This is a genomic window from Rhizobium sp. BT03 (assembly GCF_030053155.1).
Classification (GTDB): Bacteria; Pseudomonadota; Alphaproteobacteria; order Rhizobiales; family Rhizobiaceae; genus Rhizobium.
The window spans coordinates 4404099-4423507 of sequence record NZ_CP125640.1 but is presented as its reverse complement, the minus strand read 5'-3'; the positions used below and the strand labels follow the sequence as shown (position 1 = coordinate 4423507).

At 63.4% G+C, this 19409-nt stretch carries 19 protein-coding genes, 1 pseudogene and 1 riboswitch; of the genes and pseudogenes, 2 read left to right on the top strand and 18 right to left on the bottom strand.

The features are described 5' to 3' along the window. Window positions 1-39: 39 nt before the first annotated feature. From QMO80_RS21465 to QMO80_RS21390, 16 genes are all read right to left on the bottom strand, one after another. Window positions 40-1266, bottom strand: coding sequence for an efflux RND transporter periplasmic adaptor subunit (locus QMO80_RS21465; protein WP_283198280.1), 1227 nt, complete (start codon window positions 1264-1266; stop codon window positions 40-42). 504 nt (window positions 1267-1770) lie between these two features. After that, window positions 1771-2814, bottom strand: a complete 1044-nt coding sequence (locus QMO80_RS21460) for an AraC family transcriptional regulator (RefSeq protein ID WP_283200248.1) — start codon at window positions 2812-2814, stop codon at window positions 1771-1773. Window positions 2815-2901: 87 nt separating this feature from the next. Further along, entirely contained in the window at window positions 2902-3483 is a 582-nt protein-coding gene (locus QMO80_RS21455; RefSeq protein ID WP_283200247.1) for a dienelactone hydrolase family protein, read from the bottom strand. A 40-nt stretch (window positions 3484-3523) separates the two neighbouring features. After that, window positions 3524-3901 carry a cytochrome C oxidase subunit IV family protein gene (locus QMO80_RS21450; RefSeq protein ID WP_283198279.1) on the bottom strand — a complete coding sequence of 126 codons (378 nt, stop codon included), beginning with the start codon at window positions 3899-3901 and terminating at the stop codon, window positions 3524-3526. A 24-nt stretch (window positions 3902-3925) separates the two neighbouring features. Next, entirely contained in the window at window positions 3926-4645 is a 720-nt protein-coding gene (locus QMO80_RS21445; protein ID WP_283198278.1) for a heme-copper oxidase subunit III family protein, read from the bottom strand. 21 nt (window positions 4646-4666) lie between these two features. After that, entirely contained in the window at window positions 4667-5380 is a 714-nt protein-coding gene (locus QMO80_RS21440; RefSeq protein WP_283198277.1) for a cytochrome c oxidase subunit 3, read from the bottom strand. Further along, window positions 5377-7146: a cytochrome c oxidase subunit I gene (ctaD, locus tag QMO80_RS21435; protein WP_283198276.1), complete on the bottom strand. Its 1770-nt coding sequence runs from the start codon at window positions 7144-7146 to the stop codon at window positions 5377-5379. Before ctaD ends, QMO80_RS21440 begins: the two co-directional genes overlap by 4 nt. 81 nt (window positions 7147-7227) lie before the next feature. Beyond that, window positions 7228-8046, bottom strand: a complete 819-nt coding sequence (locus QMO80_RS21430) for a cytochrome c oxidase subunit II (protein ID WP_283198275.1) — start codon at window positions 8044-8046, stop codon at window positions 7228-7230. A gap of 200 nt (window positions 8047-8246) precedes the next feature. Continuing rightward, window positions 8247-8636: a cytochrome c family protein gene (locus QMO80_RS21425; protein WP_283198274.1), complete on the bottom strand. Its 390-nt coding sequence runs from the start codon at window positions 8634-8636 to the stop codon at window positions 8247-8249. A 178-nt stretch (window positions 8637-8814) separates the two neighbouring features. After that, a complete protein-coding gene (locus QMO80_RS21420) occupies window positions 8815-9738 on the bottom strand; it encodes an MYG1 family protein (RefSeq protein WP_283198273.1) in 924 nt (307 codons plus the stop codon). A 386-nt stretch (window positions 9739-10124) separates the two neighbouring features. After that, the gene (locus tag QMO80_RS21415; protein WP_283198272.1) at window positions 10125-10688 is read right to left on the bottom strand and encodes a hypothetical protein; all 564 of its coding nucleotides are present in this window, start codon (window positions 10686-10688) and stop codon (window positions 10125-10127) included. A gap of 112 nt (window positions 10689-10800) precedes the next feature. Further along, the gene (locus QMO80_RS21410; RefSeq protein ID WP_283198271.1) at window positions 10801-11565 is read right to left on the bottom strand and encodes an ABC transporter ATP-binding protein; all 765 of its coding nucleotides are present in this window, start codon (window positions 11563-11565) and stop codon (window positions 10801-10803) included. Next, the gene (locus tag QMO80_RS21405; RefSeq protein ID WP_184345373.1) at window positions 11562-12602 is read right to left on the bottom strand and encodes an iron ABC transporter permease; all 1041 of its coding nucleotides are present in this window, start codon (window positions 12600-12602) and stop codon (window positions 11562-11564) included. The genes QMO80_RS21410 and QMO80_RS21405 overlap by 4 nt, the downstream gene beginning before the upstream one ends. Further along, on the bottom strand, window positions 12599-13615 hold the full coding sequence (locus QMO80_RS21400) for an ABC transporter substrate-binding protein (protein ID WP_283198270.1): 1017 nt from the start codon (window positions 13613-13615) through the stop codon (window positions 12599-12601). Before QMO80_RS21400 ends, QMO80_RS21405 begins: the two co-directional genes overlap by 4 nt. Before the next feature lie 173 nt (window positions 13616-13788). Next, a riboswitch (cobalamin riboswitch) is annotated at window positions 13789-14045 on the bottom strand. A gap of 479 nt (window positions 14046-14524) precedes the next feature. Further along, window positions 14525-15805, bottom strand: a complete 1281-nt coding sequence (blh, locus tag QMO80_RS21395) for a bifunctional sulfur transferase/dioxygenase Blh (RefSeq protein ID WP_283198269.1) — start codon at window positions 15803-15805, stop codon at window positions 14525-14527. A 170-nt stretch (window positions 15806-15975) separates the two neighbouring features. Further along, entirely contained in the window at window positions 15976-16344 is a 369-nt protein-coding gene (locus QMO80_RS21390; RefSeq protein ID WP_283198268.1) for a DsrE family protein, read from the bottom strand. Window positions 16345-16410: 66 nt separating this feature from the next. On the opposite strand from QMO80_RS21390, the gene QMO80_RS21385 reads away from it, so the two are divergent. Further along, window positions 16411-17406, top strand: coding sequence for an AraC family transcriptional regulator (locus tag QMO80_RS21385; RefSeq protein WP_283198267.1), 996 nt, complete (start codon window positions 16411-16413; stop codon window positions 17404-17406). 311 nt (window positions 17407-17717) lie between these two features. Here the strand turns inward: QMO80_RS21385 and QMO80_RS21380 are convergent. Further along, window positions 17718-18193: pseudogene (locus QMO80_RS21380) on the bottom strand (cupin domain-containing protein). A 44-nt stretch (window positions 18194-18237) separates the two neighbouring features. Then, window positions 18238-18618, bottom strand: a complete 381-nt coding sequence (locus tag QMO80_RS21375; RefSeq protein WP_283198266.1) for a VOC family protein — start codon at window positions 18616-18618, stop codon at window positions 18238-18240. 160 nt (window positions 18619-18778) lie between these two features. Between QMO80_RS21375 and QMO80_RS21370 the strand changes: the two genes are divergently transcribed. Further along, complete coding sequence (locus QMO80_RS21370) at window positions 18779-19309, top strand: 2'-5' RNA ligase family protein (protein WP_283198265.1); 531 nt, start codon at window positions 18779-18781, stop codon at window positions 19307-19309. Window positions 19310-19409: the final 100 nt, after the last annotated feature.

Sequence of the window (19409 nt, the reverse complement as noted above, 5' to 3'; positions counted from 1 at the left end):
GGCAACCCCGAACGAGGCTACGCAAGCGAGGCACACCTATCAGCCCTCATCCTTGCGCAGGCCGAAGGCCGGAGCCTCGAAGGACGAGGGCGGGTGATGGGCACCCACACCCGCCTCCTCCCCCACCACCAGCCGGATGCGCGCCGCCATGGCAGGCCGCATGCCGGCAGGCGGCGACATCAGCGACAGGCGCAGCGTCACCGTCCCCTTTTCCCGCGAAATGACCGGCGCGATCTTCGACACCTCGATCGCAAAGGGCTGGCCGGGAAAGCCGTCCAGCACCGCCTCGCCCGGCAGGCCCGGCCGCATCAGCGCGATATTGGCCTCGGCCACATCGGCATCGATGACCAGGCTCGCCGTATCGGTAATAGTGAGCAGGCTTTGATCCTCCCGAACGCTGTCCTGGCGCGACAGCATCGTGTCGCCGATATGCGCGTTGAGCCGCGTGACGATGCCGGAGATCGGCGCACGCACGGTCAGCGCCTCCACCTGCTCGCGCGCCTTGTCGATCTCGAGCTCCGCCTTTTCGACATCCTGGCGCGCCTGCAGGGCGGCATTCTCGGCCTTGTCGACAGCCGTTTTCGCCTCCTCCAGCGCCTGCGCCGACATGGCATCGCGCCCGGCCAGCCGCTCGGTGCGTGCCAACGACGAGCGCGCCTGCGCAAGGTCGATAGTCCTTCCAGCAAGCGCCAACACTGCCGCCTGTCGGGCAATCTCCGCGCCCCGAAGCGAAAAGCGTACGCCGGCATCATCGAGCCGCACCAGCACCTGCCCGGCGACGACGCTGTCGCCCGCCTCCACCTCGACCGCGACGATCCGGCCATCATATTTGGAAAAGACGGTGGTGACGTCGGGGGCAACGACATAGCCTGAGCCGGTGACCTCGCGGGGTGGCGCAGCGGTGCTCTTCGCTCGATCCTCGATCAGGGCCTGCACTCCCCCAACAGCGGGACCGCCGCCGCCCTCCATCCGATCGGCGGATATCGCAAGATCGCTGCCCAAAAAACCCGCAGGCGCGGTCTCGATGCGCTGCAGCGTCTCAGCTCCATTGAAGAGAACCGCAGCCAGCGATGCCGTCGCCGCAAGGACGAGCATTGCGCCAGGGATCGTGCGCCGCCGCGCATGAGGCTTCGGCGGCTCCGTCTTGAAGGCCGCTGGCTCGATCGAAAGCGATCTGAGCTTGGCGGCAAGGTCTCGGTCATGTTCTGATGTCGTGTTCATGCCGGCAAACATCGCCGATCCGGCAGAAATCGCGACCTCGAACACGATCCAGGCAGTCCTCGATCGCGATTGTGTACGTGGCGGTGGCCGCCCCCGTCCTTCGAGGCCCCTGCGGGGCGCCTCAAGATGAGGGCGGAGAGAGGGTGCGGCTTGCCTTATCACAGAGTGGAACGGCACGCCGGAGTCCCAGCCTGCAAAACACGGCCCGCCGATCAGCCCACCAGCCACACGGCACAACAACTAGCCCTCATGGTGAGGAGGCCCCCAGGGCCGTCTCGAACCACGAGGGCGGATGGCATGCCGATACATCTGAGCGCCGGTGGCCGCCCCCGTCCTTCGAGGCCCCTGCGGGGCACCTCAGGATGAGGGCGGAGAGAAGGCGCGGCTTGCCTCATCGGAAAGCGGAGCAGCACGCCAGAGCCCAGTCTGCAAACACGGCCCAACGATCAGCCCACCAGCCAACGCCACCACGATTAGCCGCCAAGGGCCGGAGCCTCGAACCACGAGAGCGGATGGCTGGCCCCTACAGCCCATCTGGAAGCACCGCCCTCACCCCTTCTTCTGCCGCCACGCAACCGGTGTCATATCCGTCACCCGGCGGAATTCGCGGTTAAAGTTGGACTTGGTCTGGAACCCCACCTCGAACATGACCTCGGTCACCGGCCTTTCGGTGCCGGAAAGCAGCCGGCAAGCTTCGCCGATCCTGTAATCATTGACATATTGCGAGACGTTCTTGTCCATCGCCCGGTTGATCGCCGCCGAGATCTGGCGGGCGGGGATGCCGGTCTTGCGGGCCAGCCGGTCGAGATTGAGATTGGCGTCGCGATAGAGCTTTTTTGCCTCCATCAGCGCATCGACCGTGGCGATCGTCTCCTTGTCCTCGCTCGTCTCCGGCCGCGGCGCCGCCTCCACCATTTCGGCCGGTGCCCGGCTTCGGCTGGCGGCGGCGGCCGCGATGCCGAGGATGACGAGAACGGCGAGATTGCCGATACTGATCAGCATCAGCGCACGCGCGCTGCGTGCCGAAGTGAGGTCGAGGAAGACGAAGGTATCGATTGCAGCCGAAAGACACAGGGCGCCGGCGGTAAAGATGATCGCCCGAAAGGCCGGCACCGCCCCTTCGAAGGGCGCCAGCCGCAGCGCGTCGGCGCCCGGGCGCATCAGAAGCAGGATGGCCAGGGCATAACCGACGAAAACAAGCACCAGCGTGATATCGATCGCATCCCGCCAGACGGCCATCAGCGCCAGGATAAGGGCGGCGGGAACGGTATGCAGGGCCATCCGCGCCGGCAGCGGCCGCCGGCTCGTCCTCACCAGCCGGGAAACCCCGGCATAGGCAAGCGGCGGCACCATGGCCGCGATCACCGGCGCGACCAGCCCGATGGCCTGTATTCCATATCCCCACCGCAGGCCGGAGAGCACGGATTGCAGCGCGGCGAGCAGGATAAGCGCCAGAAACGGCCGGTTCGGCGCCGCCTCCTCGTCGCGCCTGAGGACGGCGACGAAGAGGACGAGCAGCAGAAGGGCAACGGCGAAGGGAAGCGGAATGAACAGCATGGCCTGACAGGATCGTGGCGAATAGGCGGCCATCATTGCCGAGATCGTCACCCGGCGCGACCTCCATCATGTTTTAGGACGCGTTTTAGGTGGGGATTTTGTGGCGTCGGTGCCCGCCGGGGATCAGCGCCGATCCAGGAAGGCGAGCACTCGGCTGGTGAGCAGCGCGGCCGCATCCGCGTCATAGGACGGCAGCGAGCTGTCGGCGAAATAGTGCTGATCGCCGGGATAGAGGAAAAGCTCCGCGTCCTCGACCTTTTCCACGATCTCGCGGGCGGCGTCGATATCGCCCTCGCCTGTGAAAATCGGGTCGTTGTCCATGCCGTGAATCTGGACAGCGACGCCCTTCGGCCAAGGTCCGAAGGCCCACTCGCCGCTGATCGGCAGGCAGGAGTAGAAGAGCAACGCCCCGCGGGCTCCAGGCCGCGTCTGCGCCAGCTTCTGCGCCGGCAGCACGCCGAAGGAGAACCCGGCATAGACCAATTCGCGAGGCAGTTCGTCGGCGATCCGGACGCCGCGCTCCCTGACGGCGTCGAAGCCGATCTCGCCGATATGGGCAAGCCCCTCCTCGATGCTGTGGAATATGCGCCCGTCGAACAGATCAGGCGTGTGCACGATGTGGCCGGCTGCCCTGATCTCGTCGGCGAAGGCGCGCACTCCAGGGGTCAGCCCTTGTGCGTGATGGAACAGCAAAATCTCGGTCATCATTGCTCCGGTTGAGATAGTCGCACCTGATGACCGATATCTAAGGCGCCGCACCGAAGAAGGCCAGCCGGGTGAAGATCGTATAGTCCGCTTCCGATACCATCAGCGCGACGAAAACCAGCACCAGCAGCGGCGGCAGCAGAATGGCGTAGACCAGCGCCAGCCGTTCCCAGGCCATGTGCATGAAGACGGCGACGATCAGCCCGGCCTTCAGCATCATGAACAGAAGGATCAGCGTCCACCTCAGATAACCCTGGATGCCGAGATAATCGACCATATAGGAAAAGGCGCTGAGCACGAAGAGCAGGCCCCAGACGAAGAGGTAGAGCCGGATCGGGTGCTGCTGTCCCGGGGCTTGTGAATGCGGTGCTTGAGCATGCGCCGTTTGGGCTTGTGCATGCGCCGTTGTCTCGCTCATGACGACCTCACCATGGATAGAAGTCTACCAAAGATAAAAAAACGCGAAGATGAAGACCCAGACCAGGTCGACGAAGTGCCAGTAGAGGCCCATGATCTCGACGGCCTCGTAGCGCCCTCTCCGGCTGGTGAAGAAGCCGCGCCGTTCCACATCGAAATCGCCGCGCCAGACCTTGCGGGCGACGATGATGAGGAAGATGACGCCGATCGTCACGTGGGTGCCGTGAAAGCCGGTGATCATGAAGAAGGTCGAGCCGAACTGTGCGGCCCCCCATGGGTTCTCCCAGGGGCGCACGCCTTCGGTGATCAGCTTGGTCCATTCGAAGGCCTGCATGCCGACGAAGCAGGCTCCGAGAAGTGCCGTCAGCAGCATCAGCATCGCGGTCGCGCGGCGGTCGCGGCGGTAACCGAAATTGACCGCCATCGCCATGGTGCCGCTGCTCGAGATCAGCACGAAAGTCATGATCGCGATCAGGATCAGCGGAACATCCTGCCCGCCGATATGCAGCGCGAAAACCTCGCTCGGATTGGGCCATGGCACGGGCGTCGACATGCGGGCGGTCATGTAGGCGATCAGGAAACAGCCGAAGACGAAAGTGTCGCTCAAGAGAAAGATCCACATCATCGCCTTGCCCCAGGAGGCGGTCTTGAAGGCGCGCTGATCCGAGCTGAAATCGGCGGCGACACCACGCAGGCCGGCCGGCCTCAGACCTGGCTCGCCGTGCGTCTCGATAGTCTGTGCCATCTGCAACCTCCTCTTCAGCCCCTAGTTCAGCAACGTGCGGCAGAGATCGACGAAATCATTCGCCCAGCCGGCAAAAAGCGCGAAAAGCAGGAGCCAGACGGCGAGCATGAAATGCGAATAGATGGCGGAAAGATCGACGCTGAGGCACAGCTTGTCCGACGCGACCACGGTTGAGAACGCCTTGACCGTCGTGTGGGTAAGCACGGCAAGTCCGCCGAGAATATGCAATCCGTGCAGGCCGGTCAGCATGTAGAAGAAACTGTTGGCGGGATTGTCGGTGATCACATAGCCGGCCGCCGTCAGTTCCCGCCATGCCTGGATCTGTCCGCCGAGAAAGAAGACCGCAAGCGCAAGCCCTGTCATAAGCGCCGGCCGCAGGCCTTCCATGCGGCCATGCCGCACTTCTCGTTTGGCCCATTGCAGCGCGGCGCTGCTCAAGGCAAGTGCTGCGCTGTTCACCCAGAGCAGCCGCGGAACCGGCGTGGCCCACCAGTCCGCCGACGCCATGCGCATGAAGTAGGCGCTGACGGCAAGGCTGAAGAGCGCGCCGACGACGCCGAGAAACACGAAAAGGCCGATTTTCACCGCCGGCACCGGTGACCGGTCGGCGCCGTCATGAACCGGCAGCTGCATCGACCCGGTTTCCAGCCAGGGCTTCGATGTCAGCCGCTGCCCGGAAAGCCACCAGATGATGACGGCGGCGACTGCGGCAAGGAAGACCAGGGTGACGTTCATGCCGGAATCTCCCGGGTGACGCCGCCGTCTGCCGGCACATTCTGCGGGATGAAATCCTCTGCCGCCCCCGGCACACTGTAATCATAGGCCCAACGGTAGACCACAGGCAGATCCTTGCCCCAGTTGCCATGCGCAGGCGGCGTCTGCGGCGTCTGCCATTCGAGCGTCGTCGCCCGCCACGGATTGCCGCCTGCCTCCCTGCCCCGGAAAAGGCTCCAGACCAGATTGAACAGGAAGACCATCTGCCCGGCCCCGACGATCAGCGCCATCACCGTGATGAAGATATTCAGCGTATGGGCCGAAGGCGGAACGAAGGCCGTCTCGCCCATCTCGAAGTAGCGGCGCGGCACGCCGAGCAGGCCGAGATAATGCATCGGAAAGAAGATCGCATAGGTGCCGAGAAAGGTGATCCAGAAGTGGATATGGCCGAGCATGTCGTTCAGCATGCGCCCGGTGACCTTCGGATACCAGTGATAGATCGCCCCGAAGATCACGAGGATCGGCGCAACCCCCATGACCATGTGGAAATGCGCGACGACGAACATCGTATCCGACAGCGGCACGTCGACGACGACATTGCCGAGGAACAGGCCGGTCAGCCCGCCATTGACGAAGGTGACGATGAAGGCGAGCGCAAACAGCATCGGCAACGTCAGATGGATGTCGCCGCGCCAGAGTGTCAGCACCCAGTTGTAGACCTTGATCGCCGTCGGAATGGCGATGATCAGCGTCGTGGTGGCAAAGAAGAAGCCGAAAGACGGGTGCATGCCGCTGACATACATATGGTGCGCCCAGACGACGAAGCTCAAGCCGCCGATGATGACGATCGCCCAGACCATCATGCGGTAGCCGAAGATGTTCTTGCGCGCATGCGTGCTGATTAGATCCGAGACGATGCCGAAGGCCGGCAGCGCGACGATATAAACCTCGGGATGCCCGAAGAACCAGAACAGGTGCTGGAACAGGATCGGGCTGCCGCCGCCATGTTTCAGCTGCTCGCCCATTTCGACGATGGCGGGCATGAAGAAACTGGTGCCGAGCAGGCGGTCGAACATCATCATCACGCAGGCGACGAAGAGGGCCGGAAAGGCCAAGAGCGCCATCACGGTCGCGGTGAAGATGCCCCAGACGGTAAGCGGCATCCGCATCAGCGTCATCCCCCGCGCCCGCCCCTGCAGCACCGTCACCACATAGTTCAGGCCGCCCATGGTGAAGCCGATGATGAAGACGATCAGCGACGAAAGCATCAGCAGGATGCCCCAGTCCTTGCCGCCTGGGGTGCCGGAGAGAACCGATTGCGGTGGATAAAGCGTCCAGCCGGCCCCCGTCGGTCCGCCCGGGGCGAAAAAGCCGGCGGCGAGGATCAGCACCGCAAGCAGGTAGATCCAGTAGCTCAGCATGTTGGCGTAGGGAAATACCATGTCGCGGGCGCCGACCATCAGCGGGATGAGGTAATTGCCGAAGCCGCCGAGGAAGAGCGCGGTCAGCAGATAGATCACCATGATCATGCCGTGCATGGTGATGAACTGGTAATAGTGATCGGCATCGATGAAGGCGAAATAGCCCGGAAAGGCGAGCTGAATCCGCATCAGCCAGGAAAGCACCAGCGCCACCAGGCCGATCGCGATCGCCGTCACCGAATATTGCACGGCAATGATCTTGGCGTCCTGGCTGAACACATATTTCGTCCACCAGCTGTGCGGATGATAAAGCTCGACATCCTCGACTTCGGCGGAGGGGATGTTGCCGGATGGAATCTCGACCATGATCTCTCTTCCCTTTCCCCGATGCGGCCTCCGGCCGTCTTCCCTCGGTTCCCTGAACCGGCCTGCGACCGCTTCGCTGCGTCAGTTTGCCGGCGGCAGCTCTCCCGATGACGCCGTCAGCTGGGTGAATGTCTGCTGCTGCCCGAGCCAGGTCTGGTAGTCCGCGTCGTTATCGACGACGACGGTGCCGCGCATTTGCGGATGGCCGACGCCGCAGAGTTCGGCGCACAGGATCTCGAAGGTCCCTGTCCGCGTCGGCGTGAACCAGAAATAGGTGATCATGCCGGGGATCATGTCCATCTTGGCGCGGAATTCCGGCACGTAGAAATCGTGGAGCACATCGACGGAGCGCAGCAATATATGCACCGGCTTGCCCACCGGCAGATGCAGCTCGCCACCCTCGATGATGACGTCGTCAAGGCCGCTTGCGTCGTTCTTGTCGAGGCCGAGCGGGTTCTCGGGGCTGACGTCGCGCGTCTCGGCACGGCCGAGCTTTCCGTCGGCGCCCGGCAGGCGGAAGCTCCACAGCCACTGCTGGCTGACGACCTCGACCGATGCGGCATCGGCAGGGACCGTGATGAACTGGTTCCACACGATCAGGCCGGGCGCCAGCATCGCCGCAACGCCGAGCGCCGTTCCCCCTCCGAGCAGCAATTCCAGCCGGCGGTTTTCGGGCTCGTAATGCGCCCGGTTTCCGGGTCTGTGCCGGAAGCGGTAGACGCAGTAAGCCATGAACGAAACGACCGCCACGAAGACGATGCCGGTGATCCAGAAGGTGATGACGAGGGTAGTGTCGATATAGGTCCAGTTGGACGCGATCGGCGTCCACCACCAAGGGCTCAGCACATGGAACAGCACGGAGCCGACGACAATCAGGACGAGGATCAGCACGACAGCCATTTCCGCTCCTCCTCGAGCAGGTTGACCCGTGAAACCGCATTCCGCAAAAAGTCCGTGTTTATTATCGCACAGATAGAAAATATCGGCAATTACGGCGATTTAGGCATGCGCCGCCGGCCGCGACCCCGTCATTCGGAGTATTGCCATTACTGGGAATATCCGCCACTGCGAATACTGCCCGTCACTGCGAATATTGCCAGTCATTGGGAATATTGTTTGAGATAGGCGATGAGATCGGTGATCTCCTTATCGTCCTTCACGCCGACGAAGGCCATCTTCGTGCCCTTCACCTTCGCTTTCGGATTATGGAGATAGTCGCGCAGCACCGTCTCGTCCCAGACGAGACCGCCTTCGCCGGCCGCCTTCATTCCGGCCGAATAGGCGAAATCGGGATGCGTTCCGGCTTTTCTGCCGAACAGCTTGTTCAGCGACGGACCGACCTTATTGGTATCGGACTCGACGACATGACAGGTCGCGCATTTCTTGAAAACGGTGGCGCCAGCCGTCGCGTCGCCCTCCTGCGCACCGGCGTTCGTGGGGAAAAGGGCAGTCACAACTGCAGCAATCAGCAGAACGACACGATAATCCATGGCAAACCTCATCCTCCTCAAGGTCGCCAGCCACTCACACCGTCCACTATCTCTCGCGTGTGGGTGGTGGTTGTTGTGGCCCAAAGCTTAGTCCTTCGCGGATGCAAGTCAATCGCTTCCACGGTTGGGCTCAACTGAACGCATTTGATATCGGGCGGACCCGACGCGGATAGCGCCACTACACGCCGGTCGAAAGCGCCTCCTTAACCGCCAACTCCGCCATGGCAAGTGCAGCCTCGCGGGTCCTGGCGGCGGCGATGAAACGGCCGTTGTGGCAGAAGCTTGCGCCCTCTATGCCGCAAACTGTCTCCAGCTCTCCATTGGCAAGACCGGCCCAGGCTGCCGGCAGATCGGCCCTGAGCTCGAAGCCTTCCTCGGCGCGGCGGATGCCGGTCACGCACCAATCCTTTTCGCGCGGGTGGACGACGAACAGCAGGTGATCGGCGCCCGCCTTGACGATGGCGGGACGGAAGGGCATTCCCCGCGGCAACTCCAGAACACGCCCCTGCCCCGCAGCCTCGATTGCCCGGTGCACCATCGCCTCGGCCCGCAATTTTGCGACACTCTGGGCGATCCTCGCCTCGACGAAACTGCGGGCAACGGCAAGTGCTGCGTGGAAGGCGCGATCGTCGGCCCCGGGTTCCGTTTCGTCGAAAACCGGTTTCAGGGTCTCCAGCAGCACCGGCAGCGTCAAGCCCGCCAACGGCCCGGAGGGGCTGAGCGTGCCGTTGTCGGTCAGATCGATCGGCAGCACGAAGCCGGCATCGAAAGAGCCATGCACAGCCTCGACATGGATTTCAGGAAGGCCGGAGGCCGCGAGATAATCGCGGCCGTAATGCTTCCAGATCAAGCCGAACGAGCTGTAGGGCTGGCCATCGTCGCGCATCGGCGCGCCGCGCTGGTGGTGATCGAATATGCCGCGAGCAGGGTCATAGGCGCCGCCGACATCGTAGATGATCCGGTCTTGGCCCGGCGTGATCCATTCAGGCGCCCGGCTGCGGACGATGCGCGCCTGCGGGAAAAGCCGGGTCAGGATAACGCTCGACAGCAATTCGTCGGCATGGAAGCCACCGGAATGGGTGACGAGGAAGTCGGGGATCATGGGAGTTATGCGCCTTGTCGTTCGCGGAGGGTCCGCCTGGGTCAGCACCAGATAGCCGTTGGCAGATATGACGACAAGCCTCCATGGGACGAGGCTCTTGGACTTTGGCGTATTGGCAACGGCAGGGATGGGCGGCACTGGAATAGCAGCAAACCCTCGGCGCCAGGGCGCGGCACCCCCCAACGTCCCTCATCCTGAGGCGCGTAGCCCGCAGGGCGAAACCTCGAAGGACACGCTGCGGCGCTCCTCCTTGCACCGGCGCACCCGCCTCACCCTTCGAGGCCCCTTCGGGGCGCCTCAGGATGAGGCTCTCTTGGGCCTTCGAGGCTTCAGCGACGCCTTTGCTTGGGTCTCGTACTCGCGCAGGTCGTCCGGAACTGCGCAGCCTAAGGCAGCGCCGGTCCCGGCTGTCTTGCAACGAGCGCACGGCCGGCCGCCGCGCCGGCGTGAAGGCAGACCAGGCCGATCGCGGCCAGAGAATTGATCAACAGGACATTCGCCACGACCGACGCCGAAAATGCGCCCTCGCCTGACGGGAGAACCGCCGTTGCTGCAAAGATCACGCCTTCATAGGCAACGAAGCCGGCCAGGAAGGCGCCGGCCGCGGTGACGGTCAGGCCGGCCGCGAGGCGAAGCACGCCGAGCGCTGCCGCCAGGGAGGAGAATGCGGCAATACCGATCGCCAGACCCCAGGCATAGCTGTCCCAAGTCTGGGGATAGCCGAGCACGAGATATCCGACCATCTGGTTGGCGAGCCAGGCCAGCAGAACCGCCGTCACCGCCATCTGCCGGGGAAGAATGACCGCCGATACCGCCGCCAAGGCCACGAAGGGCGTGACGCAGGCAAAAATCAGGCTGAGAGCGACGCTCGCGCCTGAAATGATGGCGACCCAGGCGACGGCGAAGCCGGGGACGACGGGGCGCAGGGGAAACTGATTTCGTTCGAGCATCTCGAAACTCCGTTCGACCGGGCGCAAGCGCCCTCGGAAATCATACGCCAGCCCGGGAAAAAGGCCAGTCAGGCCACATCTCCGTGTTGAGATCGAACGTCCCGGCCGTTCCTCAATCCAGGACGTATTGGATATGATGCCGTCCATGCACGGCCGATTTCTGGACATGGGCGCGAACGCCGAAAACCCGGCCGATCATATCCTCCGTCAGCACATCCTCCGGCGCGCCCGAGGCGACGACCTCGCCCTTCTGAAGCACCGCCAGGCTGTCGCAGAACATTGCCGCCAGGTTAAGGTCGTGCAGCGCCACGATGCAGGTGATGCCGAGCTTGGAGATCAGCCGGAGGATGTCGAGCTGGTGCTGGATATCGAGATGATTGGTCGGCTCGTCGAGCAGCAGCTCACCCGGCGCCTGCGCCAGCGAGCGCGCAATATGGACACGCTGGCGCTCACCGCCCGACAGCGTCTGCCAGAGCTGGCCCGCCCGCTCCCCCATGGCGACCCGCAACAAGGCCTCGTCGACCGCGGCATCGTCCTCAGCGCCCCAGGGCGAGAGCAGCCCGCGATGGGGCGTGCGGCCGAGCCGCACCACGTCGCGCACCGTCAGCTGCGTCTCGGTCGTCGACTGCTGCTCGACGAAGGCGATGCGCCGCGCAAGGGCTGCGCGCGACAGCGAAGCGATATCGTCTTCGCCCAGCCGGATGACACCGCTGCGGACCTTGCGCAGCCGGCAGATCAGCCTGAGCAGGCTCGATTTGCCGGAGCCGTTCGGCCCGAGCAGGCCGAGCACCTTGCCCTTTTCGACCGTCAGGCTGACGCCGTTGACGATGACCGTGTCGCCGGCGGCAAAACTCACCGCGTCGATGGAAATGCTCATGCGCTCCTCCGCACACGATAAAGGATGACCGCGAAGGCCGGCGCGCCGAAGAGCGCGGTGACGACGCCGATCGGCAGCACCTGCTGCGGGATGATGATGCGCGAGACGATATCGGCGCCGACCATGTAGATCGCGCCGCCGAGCGCCGTTGCCGGCAGCAGCCGCCGATGCCCCGGCCCGACGAGGAAGCGGGCGGCATGCGGGATGACGAGACCGACGAAGCCGATCGAACCCACCATGCTGACGACGCTCGCCGTCATCGCCGCCGTCAGGGCAAAGAGCAGGATCTGGACGCGGCGGACAGCAATGCCCAGCGAGGCGGCCGCATCCGTGCCGAAGGCGAAGGCGTCGAGCGCCCGGACATGGGCCATGCAGACGAGGAAACCGGCAAGCGCGATCGGCACCGAGAGATAGACATCCGGCCAGCGCACGCCGCTGAGCGAACCCAGCAGCCAGAACAGCACGCCCCGCGCCTGCTCGGCATTGGCCGAGGTCGTGACGATATAGGAGGTGAGCGCATTGAAGAGCTGCGAACCGGCCACGCCGCAGAGAATGATGCGCTCGCCCGTTCCGCCCGCCCCCGTGGCGAGGAAGCCGACCAGCAGGAAAGCGACGACCGCGCCGAGAAAGGCACCGCCCGAAAGCCCGAGAACGCCATAGCCGAAGCCGAGGATCATCACCGAGACCGCCCCGGTCGAAGCCCCGGCCGAAATGCCGAGCACATAGGGTTCGGCCAGCGGATTGCGCAGCAGCGCCTGCAGGATGGCGCCGGAAAGCGACAGCGAGGCGCCGGCGCTCGCCGCGACCAGCGCCCGGCTGAGGCGATAATCCCAGACGATGCCCTGATGGATGCGGCTGAGCTCGAAATCCGTGCCGAACAGCCGGTTCGACACCGCCTCCGCCGTGGTCGCCAGCGGAATGGCGATCTCACCGATCGAAACGGCAAGGCTGATCATCAGCCCGAGAAGAAGGAAGGCGGCAATGGTGAGCGCGGCAAGCGCCCACCATCCCGGCTCTCTGGCCGATGCTGCCGTCACTGGGTCAGGCCGAAGGACTTGATGCCCTTCGCCAGCGTCTCGATGCCGTCGATGGTGCGGATCGTCGGGTTCATCGATTGCGCGTCCATCATCACGAAACGCCCGTTCTTCACCGCGTCCAGCTCCTTGGTGACGGGATCCTTCCTAAGGAAATCGATCTTCACCTCGGGATCGTCGGCGGCGTAGCGGCGCCGGTCCATGGTGGCGAGAACGATGACGGCGGGGTTCGCCTCGGAAATGGTTTCCCAGCCGACCAGCGGCCATTCCTCCTCGGTGGTAACGACATTCCTGGCGCCGATCGCCTTCAGGATATAAGCCGGCGCGCCGTTCTTGCCGGCAATGAAGGCGTCGCCATTGACCTCCTTGCTGGAGAACCAGAAGACGACGGGCAGGTTCTTGCCCGCTGCGCCCGATATCGAAGCCACCGCATCGGCCTCGCGCTTCTTCAATTCAGCGATCAGCGTATCGCCGCGCTCCTTCACGTCGAAAATTTCAGAGAGTTCGGCGATTTCACGATAGATCAGCTCCATCGTGAACAGCTCCTTGCGCACGCCGTCGCCGCCATCGGTATTGACCTTGGCGAAACAATCGGCCGGCGAAAGATAGGTGTTGATGCCGAGATCCTCGAACTGCTCCCGCTTGCCGACGGAGCCCTGCGCGCCGACATGCCATTCGAACTCGGCCGCCACAAGGTCGGGCTCTTGCCCGACGACGGATTCGAAGCTCGGATCGTTGTCGGCGAGACGCTTTATCTTGCTGTTGGCCTCGGCATATTGCGGCAGCACGGGACCCACCCAAACGGCCGTGCCTGTGATTTTGTCGGCAACGCCGAGCGAGAAGAGAATTTCGGTCATGCCCTGGCCGATCGAAACGATCTTCGACGGCGCCTTCTGGAACGTCACCTGCTCACGGCAATTGGTGATGGTCAAAGGATATTGGGTGGCGGCAAGGCTCGGTGCCGCAAAGCCGATCAGCCCGAAGGCACATGTCATGGTGGCGAAAATCTGGCGCATGAAAAACCTCGATTGAAGGGAAAAAGCACGGTTATGCCGCACAGGCGGCCGAGGGCACGCTGAGACGTGCGCTAACCGCAGGAGGCCCAATCGAGACGGATGCATGCCGGAATTCGGCGAAGGTTCAGAAAGTCAATCATGTCTGTTCCTTGTCCGGGCATCCCCGCCCGGTTGATTGGATCGTGATTGACGGCAGGTCTCCTGGCTTGCGGATATCCGTCGTCTCATCCGCCTTCCCGCGCTATATCGCAGTGGCGAGGCCATAAGCCCTTCAGAGATGGCCGGTCGCTGGCCACAGCTGAGATGATCGACAATCCGCTTACAGTTGCGGGGGCAGCCACGGTCTCGGTCCCTACTGGGTCGTCCTCACCGTGTTCCCTATTAATCCCCTTGGAGTCATCTTCAGGGAACCATCGCCCTCAGTTACGTCGCCGGCCCGGGCGACGTCAACAACTATTGCGGAGGATTAGGTTTGGGTGGGCGAAAAATGGAGACGGATCGTCGGAGCGCTGTTGGCCGGTATAATGCCGGCATCCTTCATCCCCTCAGGATGAGGCTCTCTTAAGCGTCGGCGCAGCATCCTCCCATTCCCGCTGTCGTAGGCGCGGCATCCGCCAACCTCCCTCATGCTGAGGTGCGCAGCCCGAGAGGGCGAAGCCTCGAAGCACGCCGCAACGGTGCTCCTTGCTAAAAACGCATCCTGCTCTGCGAATGGAGCACCCGCCTCGTCTTTCGAGGCTTCAGCCTTCGGCTTCCGCACCTCAAGATGAGGCTCTTTTGAGCGTCGACAGAAGATCCTCCCGTTCCCGCTGTCGTGGGTGCGGCACCCTCCGACCTCCCTCATGCTGAGGTGCGCAGCCCGTACGGCGAAGCCTCGAAGCACGCGCCGCAACGCTGCTCCCTGCGTTCCTACAAGGCATCCAGCGGGATCTTCAGATATCGCCGCCCATTTCCCTCCGGCTCGGGCAATCTGCCTCCCCGAATATTCACCTGCAGCGCGTGCAGCATCAGCTTCGGTTTCGGCAGCGTACGGTCGCGCGCCTTGCGGAGCGCCACGAAGCCGGCCTCGTCAATGCCTGATATATGCGGATTACCGCTTTTCTGGGCGGCTACCGTGCTTTCCCAGCGCGGGTGACGGCCGCCAGGCTGATAGTCGTGGCCGGAAAAGAGCCGGGTCTCCTCGGGCAGCGACAGGATGGCCTGGATCGAGTGCCAGAGGTCGCTGGCGCTGCCGCCGGGAAAATCCGTGCGCGCCGTGCCGGAATCCGGCGTGAACACGGTATCGTGCACGAAGGCTGCGTCGCCAATGACATAGGTCACCGAGGCAAGGGTATGGCCGGGCGAGAACATCACGCGGGCTTTAAGCTCGCCGATCTCGAAGGTGTCGCCATCGGCAAACAGCCGATCCCATTGCGAGCCGTCGGTTTCGAGTGCCTGCCAGTTGTAGATTTCCTTCCAGAGCACCTGCACGTCGGTGACATGGGCGCCGATCGCGGTCGGCGCGCCGGTCTTTCCTTTGAGGTAGTGCGCGGCGGAGAAATGATCGGCATGCGGATGCGTGTCGAGGATCCACGCGACCGTCAGCCCCTCGCTGTCGATATGAGCGAGGATGGCGTCGGCATTGGCCGTCCCCGTCGCACCCGACATCTCGTCGAAATCGAGCACCGGGTCGATGATGGCGCAGCGTTTCGTCACCGAGTCGGCAACGACATATTGCACACTGCAGGTGCGGGGCTCGAAGAAGGCCGTCACACCAGCCGCCTGCCCCGCCCGTTTTTCCAGCCAGCGGCGCGCGCCGGCAAGATCGAAGCCGAGGTTTTGACCAAAGGCCTCGACTTCCCCGGGCTGCATGCGCCCGTCGAGCACCTCTCCCAGCGCATAGAGCGTCAGCGCCCGCGTGCCGCTCTTGCAGTGAGCGACGACCGGCCCCTTCGCCTGCGTCATCGCCATCTGGAAGGCGCGGATATCGGCCTCGGTGATCTCGGCCCCTTTCACGGGCACGAAGCTGTAGGCGAGCCCCGCGGCGGCAGCGGACGCCTTTTCCGCCGCATTGCCGGGCTGCCCCGGCTCCTCGCCATCCGGCCGGTCATTGATGACGGCGGTAAAGCCGTCTGCTGCAAAAGCGGCAAAACCGGCGGCATCGGGCTGCCCCGCCACCGATATCAGCTCATTGACCCTCACGGATGTCATCGAAGCCCCCGCGCCGCCTGCATCGGCAGTATCGCATGTATATCGATACAATCTCACAAGTATATTGCCGAGCGCAAGAATAGTCGCTTGGCACTCCGTCGCGCCTGCCGCGGGCCAGAAAATGCAGACGCCAAAACACGCCAGATCCTCGCCCGGCCCGGCATAGCCAGTCAAAACGACAGTGTCGCCGCGCCCTGTTTGATCTCCGCATGCATGGCGCTGGCGCCGACGATGACGACGCCGTCGAGCATGTCTTCCTGCGTATAACCGCGCGAGGTGACGCAGGGCGGGCAGGCCCAGATCGTGCCGCCGCGCTGCTGGAAATTCTCGATCAGGCTCGACAGCGGATCGAGCGGCGGCACATGCGTCATCCGCTGGCCGCCCTTGCGCACAAGGTCGATCCCGGTGCTGGTGAGGAACACCGAGACCTTCAGTCCGGCGGTGATGCCGCCATTGGCAATGGTAAAGGCGACGGAGGACAGTTCGGATTCGATGCCCTTGGTGACGAGCACGACCAGTTTGTCGCTTGGCGTTTGCATAGTATTCTCCCTGTTGCAGTGACCTGTTCACCATAGGAGGATGCGCGGGGCGCGTATTTGGCCGGAATGCGTGAAGCCTTGTCCGAAAATCCAGATGCGGCGGGTGTGGCGCGCGACGACGTGCTGTCGGCGCTGCTGTCGACGATCCGCCTTTCGGGATCGCTGCAGTTCTGCTTCATGCCGACGGGCGACTGGCAGACCGACGCGGCACCGTCGCTGGCGAGCCTTTCGGCGAGGGCTTCGGGCACGATGCCGTTTCACATTGTCGTTGCAGGCAGCTGCTGGCTGAAAACGGAAGGGCAAGGGACCGATCTGGAGACGGGCGACGTGCTGGTCTTTCCTTTTGGCACCGGGCATCAGCTCGGCGCCGGCAGAGACGGCATGCTGGTGCTGCCGACCCGCGACCTGCCGCAGAAGCCGTGGCGTGAGATCCCGGTGCTTCGCTATGGTGAGGCGACGAACGGGGTACGGCTGCTCTGCGGCTATCTGCAGTGGGACGGGTTGAACTTCGCGCCGTTGCGCCAGGCGCTGCCCAAGCTGATCCATCTCAGAACGCGAGCCGCCAATGACGGCGACTGGCTGCGCGCCACCATCCGCCAGATGGTCGACGAGGTCGATCGGCCGCGCGCCGGCGGCGTCTCGATGCTGCCGCGGCTGACCGAAATCATCTTCATCGAAATTCTGCGCCATCAGATCATGATGGTCGAGCCGCGCTCGGTCGGCTGGCTGGCGGCGCTCGCCGACCCGGCGCTTTCGCGCTGTCTCTCCCTCATTCACGACGATCCCGGCCGCAACTGGTCGCTGGAGGAGCTGGCCGCCGCCTCTGGCCTGTCGCGCAGCGCGCTTGCCGAACGCTTCCAGTCGATGCTCTCGACCTCACCGATCCGCTATATCAGAGGCTGGCGGCTCTACCTCGCAAGTGTCGCGCTCGCCACCTCTGGCCGGCCGATCGCAGCGATCGCCGACGACGCCGGCTACGCCACCGAAGCCGCCTTCTCCCGCGCCTTCTCCCGCGCCTTCGCCACCCCGCCGGCCGCCTGGCGGGCGATGGCGCGGGAATAGAGCGTGAGGAGGCGTCAGACATCGCGTCGGCGGCATTCACTTGGTCGGCAAAGCATCCCCATCCTGCCCTTTGCAGCCAGCCCCGGCGCCCCCGAGAGAGCCTCATCCTGAGGCGCCCCGAAGGGGCCTCGAAGGACAAGGCGGGCGCTCGCCGTGGCGGCAATATTGATGCAAGGAGCGGCGCTGTGGCGTGTCCTTGAGGCGCCACCTCTGCGGACTGCAACCTCAGCATAAGGCGCGTTGGAGAACGCCGCGCCCCGTGAGCTCCGTTGGCGAGTCTTACGTAAGGCCGCCATGGTCGGTCAGCGCCATCATGGGCTCGTCAATCCGAGCGCCAGCGTCATCTCGTTTATGATTCCCAATCGCGCTTCTATCACCGCGATTTTCGCGGGCGTATCGGCACCGAAGGCCTCAATATCGATGAACAATTGCTCACATCCGCCCGGCGTCACAATGCCGAACATCTGGCCGGGTTTATCGCTTATGTTTCGCCAGCCGTGCCGTACATGCGGCGGCAGAACGACGACGCTTCCCGCGGGCGCGTCGAACTCCTCGTCGCCGCATTGAAATCGGTAGAGCCCATGGATGACCCGAAAGACTTCCGTCTCTCGCGTATGCGTGTGTGCGGAGCCGGACCATGACCCGGCGGGGTGAAGGTTTCCCACATCCCGAACGCGCCACCGGTCTCTTTGGCCGTGGCATGGATGACGATCCTCGCGCCAAAGGGTGTCCTCGCCACGCGCTCCTTGCCGGGCAAGGAAACAATGGCACTCCTGAAACTCGACATATCCACCTCCCCTCGATTGCATTCTTTGGGCAGAGCCTGCGTTGTCACGCGTCCAGCGCCGGCTCATTGAGCATCGCCTCGATATTGTATCCGTCGGGATCGAGAACGAAGCAGGCATAATAGTTGTCGGCATATTCCGGCCGTGGGCCGGGCGCACCATTGTCCCTTGCACCGGCTTCGAGCGCTGCGCGATAAAACGCCTCGACCTCCGCCCTGCTCCGGACACGAAAGGCGACGTGCAAACGGGTCAGCGGCGGCTCGTCGTCGGTATGCTGGATTTCGAACAGGCTGCCGCCGACATCAAAGGCCCAGAATACGCCTTCCTTCCCGAAGGCGCGGCGATAGCCAAGAGGGTCGAAGGCGCGTTCATAGAACACCTTGCTCTTTTCAAGGTCACTGACAGCAATGGTGATATGATCGATCATGGCGTGCATCCCTATCGTTCCGCCGCGCCCCATCATAGGTGAATCCCCGCGGCAGAAAACAGACAAAGCCGCCCGATATCCTGCAACGCAGGCGGCTGCTCGACATCGGCAACGATGTAAAGCTATGGTTCAGCCGGGATAGACTGGATAACGCTCGCGCATGCCTTACGGGATCAGCCTCAAATGTCTGAACGAGACCGCATCGCCGGTTTTCAAACTCTGGGATGAAGCCGCGGCATTCGAAGAGACGGCTTCAATGCGGGCTTTGAATTATCCTCCGCATCTCACCCTCGCCGTCTATCAAGAGCCTGCTTCCGATCGGTTGGCCGAGTCGCTCGAGCGTGTTTTCCGCACGCGTTCAATCTTGACGGTGAACTTTTCAGGTGCCAGTTATTTCGAAAACGAGTTCATCGTCTTATGGGCGCGGCCGATCGCGGACAACGCACTTTTCCAGTTGCACGCCGCACTACACCAAGAGATCGATCCCGCATGCTGTCACGAGCACTATCGGCCCGGCAACTGGGTGCCTCACTGCACCGTCGCCGCAAAAGTGCCGAAGGCGAAATCAACGGCCGCGATCAAATGGGCGAACGAAAACAGGATGCAGTTCGCTGTGAATTTCGATGCTGCAGACTGTGTCCGATTTCCGCCTGTGGAGATAATGAGCGAGATCACATTGACGCAGCAATGACGGCTGACGACGCAAGCCGGCCTGCTTGATACGGCAACTTTCAGTGGTCGATGCAGAGGATGAATGCCGCGCAGAGTATAGCCGTTGGCACGCCGCAGGA